Annotated in this window: 16 protein-coding genes; 8 read left to right on the top strand and 8 right to left on the bottom strand. The window is 44.6% G+C overall.

What is annotated here, in order from left to right:
- Nucleotides 1-8: 8 nt before the first annotated feature.
- From ACX9GT_RS18300 to ACX9GT_RS18285, 4 genes are all read right to left on the bottom strand, one after another.
- Nucleotides 9-371: a hypothetical protein gene (locus tag ACX9GT_RS18300; RefSeq protein ID WP_473188099.1), complete on the bottom strand. Its 363-nt coding sequence runs from the start codon at nt 369-371 to the stop codon at nt 9-11.
- Between the two features lie 9 nt (nt 372-380).
- Nucleotides 381-563 carry a hypothetical protein gene (locus ACX9GT_RS18295; protein WP_473188098.1) on the bottom strand — a complete coding sequence of 61 codons (183 nt, stop codon included), beginning with the start codon at nt 561-563 and terminating at the stop codon, nt 381-383.
- 67 nt (nt 564-630) lie between these two features.
- On the bottom strand, nt 631-1,002 hold the full coding sequence (locus ACX9GT_RS18290) for a hypothetical protein (RefSeq protein WP_473188097.1): 372 nt from the start codon (nt 1,000-1,002) through the stop codon (nt 631-633).
- Between the two features lie 257 nt (nt 1,003-1,259).
- Nucleotides 1,260-1,541 carry a helix-turn-helix domain-containing protein gene (locus tag ACX9GT_RS18285; protein ID WP_473188096.1) on the bottom strand — a complete coding sequence of 94 codons (282 nt, stop codon included), beginning with the start codon at nt 1,539-1,541 and terminating at the stop codon, nt 1,260-1,262.
- 121 nt (nt 1,542-1,662) lie between these two features.
- Between ACX9GT_RS18285 and ACX9GT_RS18280 the strand changes: the two genes are divergently transcribed.
- Together ACX9GT_RS18280 and ACX9GT_RS18275 are read left to right on the top strand one after the other, a co-directional pair.
- Nucleotides 1,663-2,136 carry a hypothetical protein gene (locus tag ACX9GT_RS18280; RefSeq protein ID WP_473188095.1) on the top strand — a complete coding sequence of 158 codons (474 nt, stop codon included), beginning with the start codon at nt 1,663-1,665 and terminating at the stop codon, nt 2,134-2,136.
- Between the two features lie 562 nt (nt 2,137-2,698).
- The gene (locus ACX9GT_RS18275; protein ID WP_473188094.1) at nt 2,699-2,989 is read left to right on the top strand and encodes a hypothetical protein; all 291 of its coding nucleotides are present in this window, start codon (nt 2,699-2,701) and stop codon (nt 2,987-2,989) included.
- Here ACX9GT_RS18275 and ACX9GT_RS18270 read toward each other — a convergent pair.
- A complete protein-coding gene (locus ACX9GT_RS18270; RefSeq protein WP_473187389.1) occupies nt 2,986-4,017 on the bottom strand; it encodes an IS630 family transposase in 1,032 nt (343 codons plus the stop codon). The genes ACX9GT_RS18275 and ACX9GT_RS18270 overlap by 4 nt on opposite strands.
- Nucleotides 4,018-4,277: 260 nt before the next feature.
- Between ACX9GT_RS18270 and radC the strand changes: the two genes are divergently transcribed.
- The 6 genes from radC (at nt 4,278) to ACX9GT_RS18240 (ending at nt 10,869) form a co-directional block, all read left to right on the top strand.
- A complete protein-coding gene (radC, locus tag ACX9GT_RS18265) occupies nt 4,278-4,766 on the top strand; it encodes a RadC family protein (protein ID WP_473188093.1) in 489 nt (162 codons plus the stop codon).
- 72 nt (nt 4,767-4,838) lie between these two features.
- Nucleotides 4,839-5,270, top strand: a complete 432-nt coding sequence (locus tag ACX9GT_RS18260) for a DUF2787 family protein (protein ID WP_473188092.1) — start codon at nt 4,839-4,841, stop codon at nt 5,268-5,270.
- Nucleotides 5,271-5,370: 100 nt separating this feature from the next.
- Nucleotides 5,371-6,294, top strand: coding sequence for a tyrosine-type recombinase/integrase (locus ACX9GT_RS18255; protein ID WP_473188091.1), 924 nt, complete (start codon nt 5,371-5,373; stop codon nt 6,292-6,294).
- Between the two features lie 69 nt (nt 6,295-6,363).
- Nucleotides 6,364-7,572 carry an IS256 family transposase gene (locus ACX9GT_RS18250; protein ID WP_473187481.1) on the top strand — a complete coding sequence of 403 codons (1,209 nt, stop codon included), beginning with the start codon at nt 6,364-6,366 and terminating at the stop codon, nt 7,570-7,572.
- Nucleotides 7,573-8,381: 809 nt separating this feature from the next.
- Nucleotides 8,382-9,836 (top strand): hypothetical protein, encoded by a 1,455-nt coding sequence (locus ACX9GT_RS18245; RefSeq protein ID WP_473188090.1) that lies wholly within the window; start codon nt 8,382-8,384, stop codon nt 9,834-9,836.
- Between the two features lie 191 nt (nt 9,837-10,027).
- A protein-coding gene (locus ACX9GT_RS18240) for an IS5 family transposase (RefSeq protein WP_473188083.1) occupies nt 10,028-10,869 on the top strand; the annotation gives its coding sequence in 2 pieces (ribosomal slippage) (nt 10,028-10,370 and nt 10,370-10,869; 843 coding nt in all).
- A 304-nt stretch (nt 10,870-11,173) separates the two neighbouring features.
- On the opposite strand, the gene ACX9GT_RS18235 is transcribed toward ACX9GT_RS18240, so the two are convergent.
- The 3 genes from ACX9GT_RS18235 to ACX9GT_RS18225 form a co-directional block, all read right to left on the bottom strand.
- A complete protein-coding gene (locus ACX9GT_RS18235) occupies nt 11,174-11,896 on the bottom strand; it encodes a hypothetical protein (protein WP_473188089.1) in 723 nt (240 codons plus the stop codon).
- Nucleotides 11,897-11,902: 6 nt separating this feature from the next.
- A complete protein-coding gene (locus ACX9GT_RS18230) occupies nt 11,903-12,184 on the bottom strand; it encodes a hypothetical protein (RefSeq protein WP_473188088.1) in 282 nt (93 codons plus the stop codon).
- Nucleotides 12,185-12,427: 243 nt separating this feature from the next.
- Nucleotides 12,428-13,132 carry a hypothetical protein gene (locus ACX9GT_RS18225; RefSeq protein WP_473188087.1) on the bottom strand — a complete coding sequence of 235 codons (705 nt, stop codon included), beginning with the start codon at nt 13,130-13,132 and terminating at the stop codon, nt 12,428-12,430.
- Nucleotides 13,133-13,723 lie beyond the last annotated feature (591 nt).

Raw genomic sequence — 13,723 nt, 5'->3', positions numbered from 1 at the left:
TGATATCCTTATAAGGCATCGATATATCTCTCAAAGACAATCCCAACAAAAGCCAAGACATCCACGAGTACCGAGAGACTCACAATAACCAGCGCTGTAATCCCCCAGAATTTATTAGTGCTATTAAGCGTATTCTTGATAGCAATCAACGCAGTAATCCCTACATAAAGCGATGCGGCATTTAGGAAGAGGATGTGAAAGCGACGCTCAGTAAAGAATAACAGAATATTGATAACCAGCATGATAAGAAACCAATAACCCCAGAAGGTTTTCTTGAGGCCCAAGTCGCCCTTTAATAATTGCTGTTTACCTTCTTCCTGCAAGTTTTGATTCTTGTTATGAGCTGATTTTATTTTATTAAAAAATGACACGGCATATCCTTATTCAATAAATGAGTGGTTGAGTTTAATGCTTTCAAGAATTCTTCTTGCCCGGTTATACCCAATTCTGAAATGATGCTGCACGGCCTTGATATCGTTATTTAATTCGCCACTGGCAATCAGGTTTAGTACCGGGAAGTAAAGTGGGTCTACGAGCGTTTCTTTCTTTAATTCAAATGACATGGTTCCTCTTAAAAATTAATAGGGGGCTGTGTAGTGATGAATTACACACTGGCATTAAAAAATGCGCTTATTGATAGACGCCGGAAAGTGAATTCCCGGCATTCATGCCACAATAACTATTGCATTCCTCGTTGGCATTGACCTTCACACGATTCTGCCCCCATGTAAGGGTAATCAGGCAGTGGTTTTCATTTCGCCATTCAAGGGTCGTGTGTTGCGGCGTATCGGCAATGGCGGTCGCAATTCCTTCCACCTCACAAACATGCAAACCCACGTTGGTATTTATCAAGAATTTTGCCTGCTGGCCATTACCCGGTACAGCCGATAACCGGATTTCACCATTGGCTTTCTGGTAGATAAACGTATTCCCATCCCTTTCAGCCGCGACGGCTGCATGGCAAAACAACGCCACCAGTAATGTGATAGCACACTTTCTCATTGCCTATTCCTTGTCAGTTGATACGGATATTTTTAACGAATTTCCCCAGTGAGGGCCAATCACGGAAAACCTCTATCTGGACGCTGAGGGATACCACATAAGCAAAGTACCCCAACAGATAGTAATGCACCAAAGGAACGAGTTCCCTTTCACTGCGTTCATTCAACCTCCCTGTTTTGACAAACTCCGGTCGATACAGGGATTGGAAAAGTATTCAAAACTTTCCACAACCGAGGTAACGGTGGTCGCCATCACTGCTATTCCTTGCTTCGGGTATGAATTGACGGTGCCTTGTTAAGGTAGCGGCTCGGCCATAACTGCTCGGGCGTCATGCCCAACACCGCCGCTATCAGGCGTTCTGCTTTGGGGTAGTGCTGGCTAAAGGCATTATTGAGGGTACGTGGGGCTAATCCCTGGTCACGGGATAACTGCGCCAGACTCACCCCCCGTTTGTGCAAGGCCGCCACAATGTCAGCACGATGCCAATCCTCGGTACTTCCCTTGGTACGTTTTTTTTGCGATGCTACGTGGTTATTCACAGTGCTCACTCCTTTGTATCAGTACAGTGATATTAAATGCGAACAAAGTGAACAAATCAAGTTCTCTTTTTGGGTTGCTTTGCCCTTTCATTTTAACGCATTGATATCTGGAATAAAGTTTATGAACGACAGTTTGACGCAAAAAAATCCCCTGGATGATAAGCAATGGTTCTCAGCACAAGAGTTTGTCGGTAAGCCGGGGATGCCGGGCACCGCAAAAGGCTGCCGTTTACGCTTGGAAAAGCTGGCGGCATTGCACCCTGATATCAAGAGAAAGAGAACAGGGCACAAGGGCTTTGAGTACCATATCCGCGCGGCGGGAATGTCATTGCAGAGTGAGCGTGTAGAGCAGCAACAGAAAACTCAGCCTGTTTCTCCCTATGGGTCGGATGAGCAACTTAATCTTTGGGTGCAACTGTTCAAGACCATGAAGCCGCATTCACGTGACAGGCTGTTAAAGCAGGCGCTGGAGCAGGTAGCGGATGATTTGGCATTAACCACTCAGGTTTCACCTGACATAGTGGCATTGGCTCGCCGATTAATGGTGCTGTCGGAAGAACAACGTCAGCAGCTTCTGGATTCCCTGTCAGAGTAATCCCTCGGTCTGAAAAGCACGTTCAGGCCAGCGTCCAAGAATTCTGTAGTGTTAGCCGATTCAGCGTGTGTTGATAACATACTTGGAAAGGACTTGGCGGGTAATAAAGCTCACTGTTGGAGAACTGATACCGGTAGATTTATTGACTTCATACTGAACACCCCTCCGAAATAACGTGGCCTATGCAATAAGGCATAGGTCATGCTTTCATCTTTTCCTCCCCATTATGGCTATCAAAGAGCCATGAACATCTATGTTATCGCGCTAATAACCCATTATTGATAATAAGAATCATTTGCATTTTATGTGCATTTTGATATAATGGTTACACTGGCATAACGTATATTTGCAGTCACTCCATTATGCCAATGAGTTAATCATCATGCTGCTCATCCCTATTTCTCTTGTCACAAGAGAAGGACGCATAACTTGCGCCTGCATTTAGGGAAACGGATGAGCAGTAATAATAAAATATCATGAGGGTGAATTATTGGGACTACGTAGAAAGCATCGTGCATTTCAGCAAGGTGACCTGGATTGTCTGTGTGGTGCATACAGTATTGTGAATGCCATGACCTATCTTTTTGATGGGCGAATAAAACGCAAGCCACTATTACGGACACTGTTAACGCAATATTCCACACAGTGGCCCCTGAATGAATGGTTGACGCAGGGAATTGATGAAATAAGAATGGCGCACATTATCGAAACGGTATTAATGACGGGCTATTACAGAAAGACATTTCCTGTCAATGTCACCCAGCCATTTCATCAACGAAGAATAAAGGTGGCCAGAATGGTACAGGAGATGCACACCTTTCTGGGGGATAATAAAGATTTTATACCCGATTAACTTGAAGACGCTTGCTTTAGCACCTGAAAATTGTCATTCAGCCGGGACGATAATGAACCCGCCATCTCAGGGAGCGTTGTCGTAAAAAAGTTAAATATAGCCGTTCGGAAATCAGGCTTACTGGCAAAGTAACGGTTGTTCCTTGCACATTCGTGCATCAGCTTCCATAACCGTTCTATGGGATTCAAGTTGGGGCTGTAAGGTGGCAGGGAATGCAATTTTATATTGCAGACAAATGCCCAATCTTTGACCAGGTTTGTTTTGTTATACCCCGCGCCATCCAGAATAATATGAATTGGCTGCTTATAGTCGGGATAACATGTTCTTATCTCATTGAAAAATTGACAGATAGTGTATTCATTAATCGTTTCGTAATCATGAATGACTGGATGGGCAGCATCATTCAGATCCAGCGCGCCCAGAATGTTCATCCGAGTACGGCTTCCTGTTGTTTCAACAGTCTTTTTTTCCCCTTTTTTTATCCAGCCGAAGCTCAGTTTTGTCGCCTGAGTCGGATGCACTGCATCCAGAAAAAGGATCGGTTCACCTCTCGTGGCAACTTTTAATTCTTCATAATATTCAATGAACTGTTGCTGTTTCTCTTCACTGAATTTATGGGGTACGCCTGAGGGTTTCTTATAGCTGAAGCCATGCCGGTGCAGCCATTTGTTCATTCCTGGGACGCTGTATATGACACCCCATTTTTGTGCCACGTAGGCCACAATCTGGACAGTATGATGGAATAAATGTTGAGTTAAGTGGCTGATAAGCTGTTCGGTTTTTTCTGTGCTGAGCATGCCATCAGAGCCACCATTTTCGGGTTTCAACTTCCCTTTATTCAGATATTCGCTGATATGGTGGTCAACAGTGGTCTGATGCAGGCGCAGAGCCTGAGCAATCATGACCGAACTCCAACCTTCGGAGGCGAGAAGTACGGCTTTAATACGATCGCAAACGTGTTTGTCCCGGCTGGAATCATGCCGGCGTTCGAGTTCGATTTTTTGCTCAGCGGTGATAAATATCTTCATGGGATGAAAGCATGATCCTCTTCATCAACAAAATCAAGCATCTTCAATGATCACGGGTATAGTCGCGTTATTTTATTCAGTAATCAATATCACTGGTCAGTTATCAAATCGATGGATGAACATTATATGTATTATCTGGACAGTTCAGGTGTGCAGCGAGAAAAGATAGCATCCTATGCCCTTTATCCTGATGAGAACCGCTACCAGTTTTATCGTGATGCCCTCTACTTTATTGAACGTGAATTTTAAGTGAGCCAATCATGAATACCTTATTATTACACGCCAAAACCCATCATCAGCCAATAAAACTCGGCTCACCCGATGAAATACTTCAACAGGCTGAGCGCATTATTGAGCAACGCTTTAGCCAGCGACAGATATTCTCATCCTCCCACGATACCCGCCAATATGTCATCTTCAAGTTGGCGCTGTTGGAGCATGAAGTTTTCAGCATATTGCTGCTGGATAATCAACACCGACTGTTAGGTTACGAGCAACTCTTCCGGGGCTCGCTGCGAGAAGTCAGTGTCTATCCCCGCGAAGTGGTGAAACTGAGTCTCCGCTACAACGCTGCCGCCCTCATCTTGGTACATAACCACCCCAGCGGGGACACCGAACCCAGCACGGCAGACTGCCATATCACGCAACGCCTCAAAGCCGCCTTAGACCTTATCGATGTCCGCGTACTTGACCACATGATTGTGGCAGGTAACCAGACCACCTCTTTGGCCGAACGCGGGTTGCTCTGAGTAATTAGTTACTTGGTTTAATACACATTATTCATACCCACAGCGATTTCTTTAACTGAGAAAGGAGTACTTATGCACATACATCATCGTATCGACCAAGCAGGTTTTATTCTTCCGGTCAGTCGGTCATTCACTCAACTGCTGTTCAATGTATTATCCACCGCCCCAGACATGCCATCATCAACGCGGGCTGTGACGCTCAACTTCCGTGACCCGCACTACAGCAGCGAACGCGGGGGCTACCACCCGGTAGAAATACGATTGATACGAAATAACGAAGGTTGGCGCTTCGACTATGTGACAGATTTTGGCTTTGTCGGCACTGTTTACCCGGAGTTGGAGAAGATACTGGATTTTAGCTGGACGCAGCGTTACGTGTTCGAGAGCCGACTGGGTGACCTGACCAATGCGGAGGGAAGAGAGTTGTACGCACTGTGGCAGCAAAACTTTGTCAGCTACTGGCATGAGGAAGTCTACACCACCACCGTGTCGTGGGAAATCTGACCCTACTACGGTAGCGAGAGGGTATAACCCATGGCGGAGCAGAGGAGGCTGCCGGGGTTATCCCATCACACCACTAACACTGTCCAACATTGAGAATGCCATGCCCAACGCGCCAACGCTTATTCCACTTCCCCGATCAGCAGTGAAAACCTGTGCTTATGATGCTTACACTCACAGTCTATCGGCTGCCGGGCGCAAAGGGATCATCAGTCTGCTGAAGCGCAGTGCTGCGATATTAGGTAAGTATGATGAAGCCAGCACTTATCCTTGGGAAACGCTTTGTTATGCCGATGTGATGCGCGTGCGTGCCACGTTGTTAGATGAAGGCTATGCGGTTTCTTCGGTCAACATGGCCTTGTCGGCATTGCGCTCGATAGCGCAAACGGCTTTCAACTTGCACCAAATGGAGGCGGAGACGTTGGCTCGCATCAAAGCGGTCAAGCGTGTACAAGGAGATTCGGTGCGGAAAGGGCGTGCATTAAGTCGAACAGAGATCCGTTCACTCCTTAAAGTGGCTAAAAGTCACTGCTCGCCAGTTCGTCGATGCCGGGACGCCGCTATTTTGCTGACGCTGTGCGGGACGGGATTACGTGCGGGTGAACTGGTGGCCCTGAAAATGGATGACTATATAAAGGAAGAGGGAAAAGTGATTGTCCGGCAAGGGAAGGGGCGCAAATACCGAGAAATTCATGTGGCTCCTGCTGTGGCCAAAGCGCTGTCAGCATGGCTAGCTGCTAAAGGCGAGGGAAATGCGCTGTTCACCAAAGTGAATCGCTCCGGTCAATCGGCAGCCGGTGCATTAACCACCGCAGGACTGACGGCGATCCTGGAACAGCTAAGAATTGGTGCCAATGTAGTCGAGTTTACGCCTCACGATTTACGCAGGACATTCATCACTCAGTTGCTGGAGCAGGGCATCGATATCAACACGGTACGTCAACTGGCGGGCCATAGTGATATCACCACGACAGCCCGTTATGATCACCGGGGAGACAAGGCCAAGGTCATGGCTTCTAGGACGTGAGACTGTAATTTAATTTGTGTAATTGCCTGTTTTTGATATGTTCTTCCTGACAATGGAGACAGGCAAATTATGGACGAAAAGAAACTTAAGGCACTCGCTGCTGAGCTGGCCAAAGGCATTAAAACCGAAGCCGATCTCAATGCGTTTTCTCGTATGTTGACCAAGCTCACCGTCGAAACCGCCTTGAATGCCGAGCTGACTGACCACCTCGGCCATGAAAAAAACACCCCTAAAAAAGGCTCGAATGCCCGTAACGGTTACTCGTCTAAAACGCTGCTCACTGATGATGGTGAGTTCGAGCTGAATACACCCCGTGACCGTGAAGGCTCCTTTGAGCCCCAACTGATAAAGAAAAACCAGACGCGTATCACGCAGATGGACAGCCAGATTTTATCCTTATATGCCAAAGGGATGACGACGAGGGAAATCGTCTCCACGTTCAAGGAGATGTACGATGCCGACGTGTCACCCACGCTGATATCCAAAGTCACCGATGCCGTTAAAGAGCAGGTTACCGAGTGGCAAAACCGGCCACTGGACTCACTGTATCCCATTGTTTACCTTGACTGTATCGTGGTGAAGGTGCGTCAAAATGGCAGCGTCATCAACAAGGCCGTGTTCCTTGCCCTGGGCATCAACACCGAGGGTCAGAAAGAACTTCTGGGTATGTGGCTGGCAGAAAATGAAGGGGCGAAGTTTTGGCTCAACGTATTGACTGAGCTGAAAAATCGGGGTCTTCAGGATATCCTGATTGCCTGCGTCGATGGCCTGAAAGGCTTCCCCGATGCGATAAACAGCGTCTATCCGCAAACCCACATCCAACTGTGCATTATCCACATGGTACGCAACAGCCTGAAGTACGTGTCGTGGAAAGACTACAAAGCGGTCACCAGCGGGTTGAAAACAGTGTACCAGGCCCCGACAGAGGAGGCGGCCCTGATGGCGCTGGACAAGTTCGCAGGCGTCTGGGATGAGAAATACCCGCAAATCAGCAAAAGCTGGCGTACTCACTGGGAAAATCTCAACACGTTCTTCGGCTATCCAGCGGATATCCGCAAGGCGATCTACACGACCAACGCAATCGAGTCGCTGAACAGCGTGATCCGGCAGGCGATTAAAAAGCGTAAAGTGTTCCCGACAGATGACTCGGTGAGAAAAGTGATTTATCTGGCGATCCAGGCGGCGTCGAAAAAATGGAGTATGCCGATCAAGAACTGGCGGTTGGCGATGAGTCGTTTTATTATCGAATTCGGTGACCGCTTAGACGGTCACCTTTAATAGGTGGGCAGTTACACAGAATTATGGACAGGCTCATTCTTTTTTCAGCATTAATGTTATTCGCGAATGAAATTCAAGGATTGGAAAATGCATGCCGCAGCTTCCGAGATGATAGATTGATCCAGCAGAGTATGTGCGCTCCACCAATGTTTCCTGCCATTATTCATATCTACATATTAAGCAAGAGTATGGCCTTACATCCGGTAAATCATGGTTCCGTCCATAGCGCAGAAATCATTTATCTATATTGAGATCAGTATATTCGTCTAAAGAGCTGGTAGATATACCTATATCATCAGTAGAGTATATAAACCACTGTATATGCCTATATTATTATATATGGCTCTTGCCATACTAAAGGCCATACGCGTGTACGTTCATAATTTCACATCTCATGGTTTAACGTGAGAAAAAATTAATAATAGCCATGATCTTATGGAGGTACTACTAGTTAACCATAACCATAACCATAACCATAACCATAACCATAACCATAACCATAACCATAACCATAACCATAACCATAACCATAACCATAACCATAACCATAACCATATGGGGGGGGTATAGGGGGGTGTTATAATGGCTATATTATCATGCTCGTTTATATAGTCTTGGTTGTCTAGAGGTTGTTCTACAAGGTTGTTATTTTTTACTGTTCAATCTTGCGATTAAAAAAATTTGTGTAATTCATGTTGTAAAACATACACGTGTATATATTGCGTTATGTATTTTTACTTTCAGGAGACGTTGGCATTACGTGAGTAATGTCACGTCGATTATACACTTTTTTAATTCAAGGTGAATTTATGAAGGGTTATTTAATTTCCCGTGGTATACTTGTGACATCAGAAACGTATGATGCTTTTATTGCCGACGTTTATAAAATAAAATTTACGGGTAAAGATAAGCGGCAAGCTCCCCGCTTCTATGCGGATATCCAAGGGTTCTTGCAGCATCTTATCTGTAACGTCTTATTGTACTCGGTTCAAACCCCAGAGGATGATCCGTATACAGTTTACGCTCCTTTCTCCAGTAAGTTAGGTAAAAAGAAATTACCGTTTGTATTTAAGCAGTCAAAGCACCTTGTATGTAAAAGAGCGTTAGAGCTTCTGGAAAAGGAAGGGATTATTAAGATAAAGCGGCATCATGTCGGCATGAAGAAGTGTCGTGAGTTTGCGTTGAGTAAAGAGTATATTAAGCGCTGGTTCGGTGATTTTAATCACCGCGAGTATATGGCGAACGAAGACCGTTATATTTATCTGTCCACGGCTTTAAAAGTTAGTGATAAAAAGACACTTAGTTTCGATGATATGATAGGCCGGGCTTTGAATCAAATGAAGAAGCCTAAGCATAAAACCCGTCATGCTTCACGTGAAACCGTCAAGTATATGAAAGAAGTCTATTCAAACATGGGCGGGTTACGTATTAACCTTGATAAGTGGCGTGACTTTGAACCGAAAGATGAAATAGAGGCTGCCCATAAAGCACATTTTATTAGTCACCTTGTATCCCGTGGTTGCCGGATGATCAGTAGTGTACCTCTGATTGTTGAGTATTATCCAGAATATAAGCTTTCCTCTAAAGGAACCCGCTCATTTGAGCAACACCGTGGTTTTCAGGGCATGAAATCAAGCCTCAAATGGGAAATATTTGAAGGATATAATTATGACATAGAGAGTAGCCAGTTCAATATTCTCAAAGGGGAGCTTGAGAAATACGGTATCAAGTGTAGTCGTCTAAATGAGCTGTCCAAGGAAAAGATAATGGAGCGGTTTGATATATCCAGCCAATCCGCAAAAACATTACTCTATTCCTGCTTGTTCTCTCTCTGTCAGGTCAGATTATCACCCAAGAGTAGTTCCTTCGCTATACTGTGCGATGAGTATGGATATGATGTGGCGGCAAAGAAATTAAGATTATGGGGCGAGTATATCTCACCGATTAAACGTAAGCTAGAGAAGCTCATCGCTATTTATATTAGTCAAGGCGTGAATTGTCCAGGTCGTGGACTGGCTATCCGCAATGCGGTAAGGCAGACCTATTTATTGAGAGTGAAGAAGAATGAACCGGTAAAGGCTAGTGAGTGGGGTAAGATATTGGCTCATATGCTTCAGGGCATAGAAAGCCATGCTATCTATGATACCATTCTTGCTAATCCTGGGGTATGTGGATCGATTGAGCATGATGGACTGGTCAGTAGTGAGCCTATTGAATGGCATCACCCTTACCTGAAGTTGGCGCTCAAGCATAAGAGTGAGTGATCTGGCTGCGATGATTCTTTAGCTTGATGTGGGGAGGGCGTAGTTCTGAATGCCTTCCCTGCTGGAGCAGATTTGTACATGGATACTATCTGATGTTCAAGTCTACCCACTGAAACATGAAGTGGAAGCTAGGCTGTGTCCCTCAATTAAAAATGGTATACTGATCACCTAATTTTCAAACAGTTATCGCTATGGCTCGCTACGATCTTCCTGATGCTGCATGGGCACTCATCCTGCCATTATTACCTCCAGAACGCTCTCAGCGCCCTGGGCATCCCTATAGTGAACACCGTAAAGTCATCAATGGCATGTTTTGGGTGCTGTGCTCTGGGGCTCCCTGGCGTGATTTACCCGAACGCTATGGGTCATGGAAAACCGTCTACAACCGTTTCAACCGGTGGGCAAAAAAAGGCATCATTAACTCTATATTCAATAAGTTACTGTCCATTCTTGATGAGCATAAGCTGCTCGACTGGTCGGCTATCTCTCTGGATGGTAGCAATATTCGTGCAATGCGTTGTGCTGCCGGTGCCCAAAAAAACATCCCGATATCGCCAGTGATCATGGCCTGGGTCGCTCACGAGGCGGTTATGGCACCAAAATCCATCTGGCAACAGACGGAAACGGGCTCCCTTTAAATATCGTGCTGAGTGCGGGTCAAGCTCATGAAAGTCAGTTTGCGCTACGGTTATTAGATGGCATCGGCGTTCTAAGAAAAAATGGTTTTATGAAGCGTCGAGGCAAGGCCGTTCTCGCTGATAAAGCCTATTCAAACAAGGCATTACGTAGTGACTTAAAGCGGAGTGGTATCAAGGTCGTTATTCCGCATAAGTCGAATGAGAAGGCCAGTACAGATGGACGAACCCGATTTGATAAAGAGATTTATCGTAGGCGCAATGTTGTAGAAAGAAGCTTTGGTTTGCTGAAAGAAAACCGCCGCATAGCGACACGTTATGAAAAGACGGCGAGGAACTACCTGTCGATGGTTCAACTGGGCTGTATTCGGCTGTTTTTACGACGAATATGTAATTGAGGGACACAGCCTAGGCTGTGTCCCTTAACTTAACCTTTCCACATGTTTAGGGAAGCGGTGAAAATCTCTATTAAAGTGCAAAAATTGGTTCAATTTCGAGTATTTTTTACACAGTTATCAGAGTTTCAAGTGACTCTTTCGCCGCTATAACGATACTAAATTGTACAAAGAACAAATTACGGGATACACCCTAGTACGCAGACTGTCTCGATGGTGGAACGCGATTGCTGTCGGCCACACTGTTACTTTTTGACTCAACCGACCTGCCTATTATACAGAATGTCTCAACTTCACGCACATTCTTTTAAAAAATACGCACGCCTTGTAAAATACATAATATTATAATAAATACACCAAAACCTGAGGTTGCTGTAGTATCTTTTATTTTTAAATTTAATGCCCCTGACAATAAGGCAGCGCCCATTCCACCTAAAAGAGAAATTACAACACTCAATATATTAAATTTAACCTTGGATTCATCATCGATATCTAAAAATATTAAAAGCAGTACCATACCAACAATACTTAGAATCGCGAATATCATGGAGCAAATACGCTCATGTGTTTTAGTCATTTTAAACTTTCTTTTTATATCAAAACCTTTCACAGGTAATCTGTTGGCTATACAATTTTTTTTCAGTTTGGCAATATCATCTTTATTCTTGAGTTGCACTAACAGTTGCTGCATGCCTGAGAAAGCATGTTGGCTAGGGCCATAATTCTCGCCATAGTACGCACGCATTATCAAATAGTGGTTCGGTATTGTTGTTTCAAAGGCATCATGAAAAAGTCCTGATAAATCAATTAATTGAGATTCTTTTTCGTTGCCATCACTTTCTTCTGCTGCATTCAAATCTGCATGACATCTGTCCATGAAATTAAATAAATTCGTTCCAGCTTCATTTAGTTTTTCAATTTTCTCCTTATCAGGACTGGAAGATTTTATTTCTATCATAATTGAATCATATTCATTATAGAGTGAATCAATTGTTTCGTTTTGATTCTGAACTAAATCTTCCAGTTTCATGAGTGATTATTCCTTGCTATTGCTTTTTTGATCTTGAATCATTTTTAAAATAGTCAATTGCAACACGTTTGTTCTTACTTGGTCTCGACTTTCAAATGCTGCACTTAATATTTTCCCGTCGTAATATCTTTCAATTATACCTTTAGCTTCGCTGTCTGTAGGCTTTCGATTTAATTGATGTAGGTCAGTTGCTATCTTTAATGCTTGCTCTTCAGTTAGCTCTTCCGTAATCATTAAGTTGTGGTCAGTTGTCAGTGCTAACTTTAAATCCTCAACGATTTTAGACATACAATTTCCTTAATTAAATAATATCTAGTTTGTTGCTCAAGTACAAATCCCTTGAGCGACACTACATGGTATCAATTCTGACTACTGGTGGCCTCTATGATGCACAAAAGCCTCCCGCTTTTAATGTTTTTCTTTTATATCACAAGATTGAAATTGTTGTCGCTTACTCAGGTAGTAATTTTTCGATTATACATACGTCCGCTTCGAACACTGAGCTGACTGTCTGCGTAGTAACTTAGGGGGTCAAGATAACACTGGCCAGAACTGGGCGCTGTAGTTATTCAACCCTCGAGTATAGGGTGCTGGTATCGCCTGAAATGTTTGTGGGATCTTGGCTCCATCATGGCCTGCCTTAAAATATTTTTTGACCGCATAGAGCCCTAAACCCTTCAGATAATCCCATTCCCGATATGGTTTTTCTTGGCGTTCCTGCTCTTGTTTTGCAGCGCTCGGTTTCCGATTTGGTAGTGGTACCGTGTAGTCGGGTCGCAAGTCAACGTTGTGAGAAAAGGTTATGCTACCGTATGCCCATTCATCCTCGATCGATTTGCGCCATTGGTAACTGATTTGAACAGTAATACGGTCACTAAAACTGTGGGGCTGCATGATTCGGTCATCTACGTAGAAAAACTGTTCTTCCTTCTCTTCCGTTTCCGCCCGGTATTTCATCTGCTGAATTGCATGAACTAAATCACTCCCTGCGCGGCGGGAGCTGTATTCCGTCTCAGCCCGCTTTTTTGCCGCTTTCGCCTTGTGGTGATCCGCGAGAGCCTTTTCATATCCTCGGAATTTTGAGGCAACGTACGGCCCGCAAGCCTCAAGTCGAAGCCCCCTCAAAGCACCAACTTGCTCATCATAAAAACACTGTTCGACGAGCTTATCCAATACGTCGATATCAATAGCTTTCAAAGCATCTCGCTCGCCGCGAGGGATGTTAATCTCACTCATACCTTTTCTTACCCTTGGTTAGTGCTCGCTCAGCGCTACCTATTAGAGATCGCAAGCTGGTTGAGTTTGCCGCCTTATGCTTTACACCAGTTGGATCGGTGCTGATCAACAAGTATCGGTCACAGGCAACCATCTCTTCGGTAGTTTTACTCCGGTAAAATTTGAGAGCAAAAAACTCAACATAGAGGCCAATGATTGTCTCTGTTTTTAACAATGAATCAACCGATAGTCGTGTTATCCGAAAAGCTGCGTGTTTATGCAGGTAAAAAATGCTGCATCCTTTTATGGCAGGGGCTCACACACAAACTACCCTAAAAAAAGTAGTCTGTGTTAACTCGCAATATTTTCGTGCCAGAAAACAACGTCTCACCCCGTTGTCCCTTGGGCGGCAGGGGGCGGTTAATCACAGCCTTTTTCATCATGTTCACTGCTTAACATAGTTTTACTACGCTTCTTTCTTGGTACTTAAGACTTCAGTGAGTTTCGGTGCATTGTCTACCAGAGTTTATTGTCTTTATAAAATCGGCATCCTACAATCAAACGCTTGAATGCAAGGCTACACTCTGGTGCATGATGGAATAACAGGTGGCA

The sequence above is a fragment of the Serratia sp. YWN4 genome (genome assembly GCF_055790845.1).
Note: the sequence above shows the minus strand (reverse complement) of the source record. Positions and strands in the feature narration are given on the sequence as shown.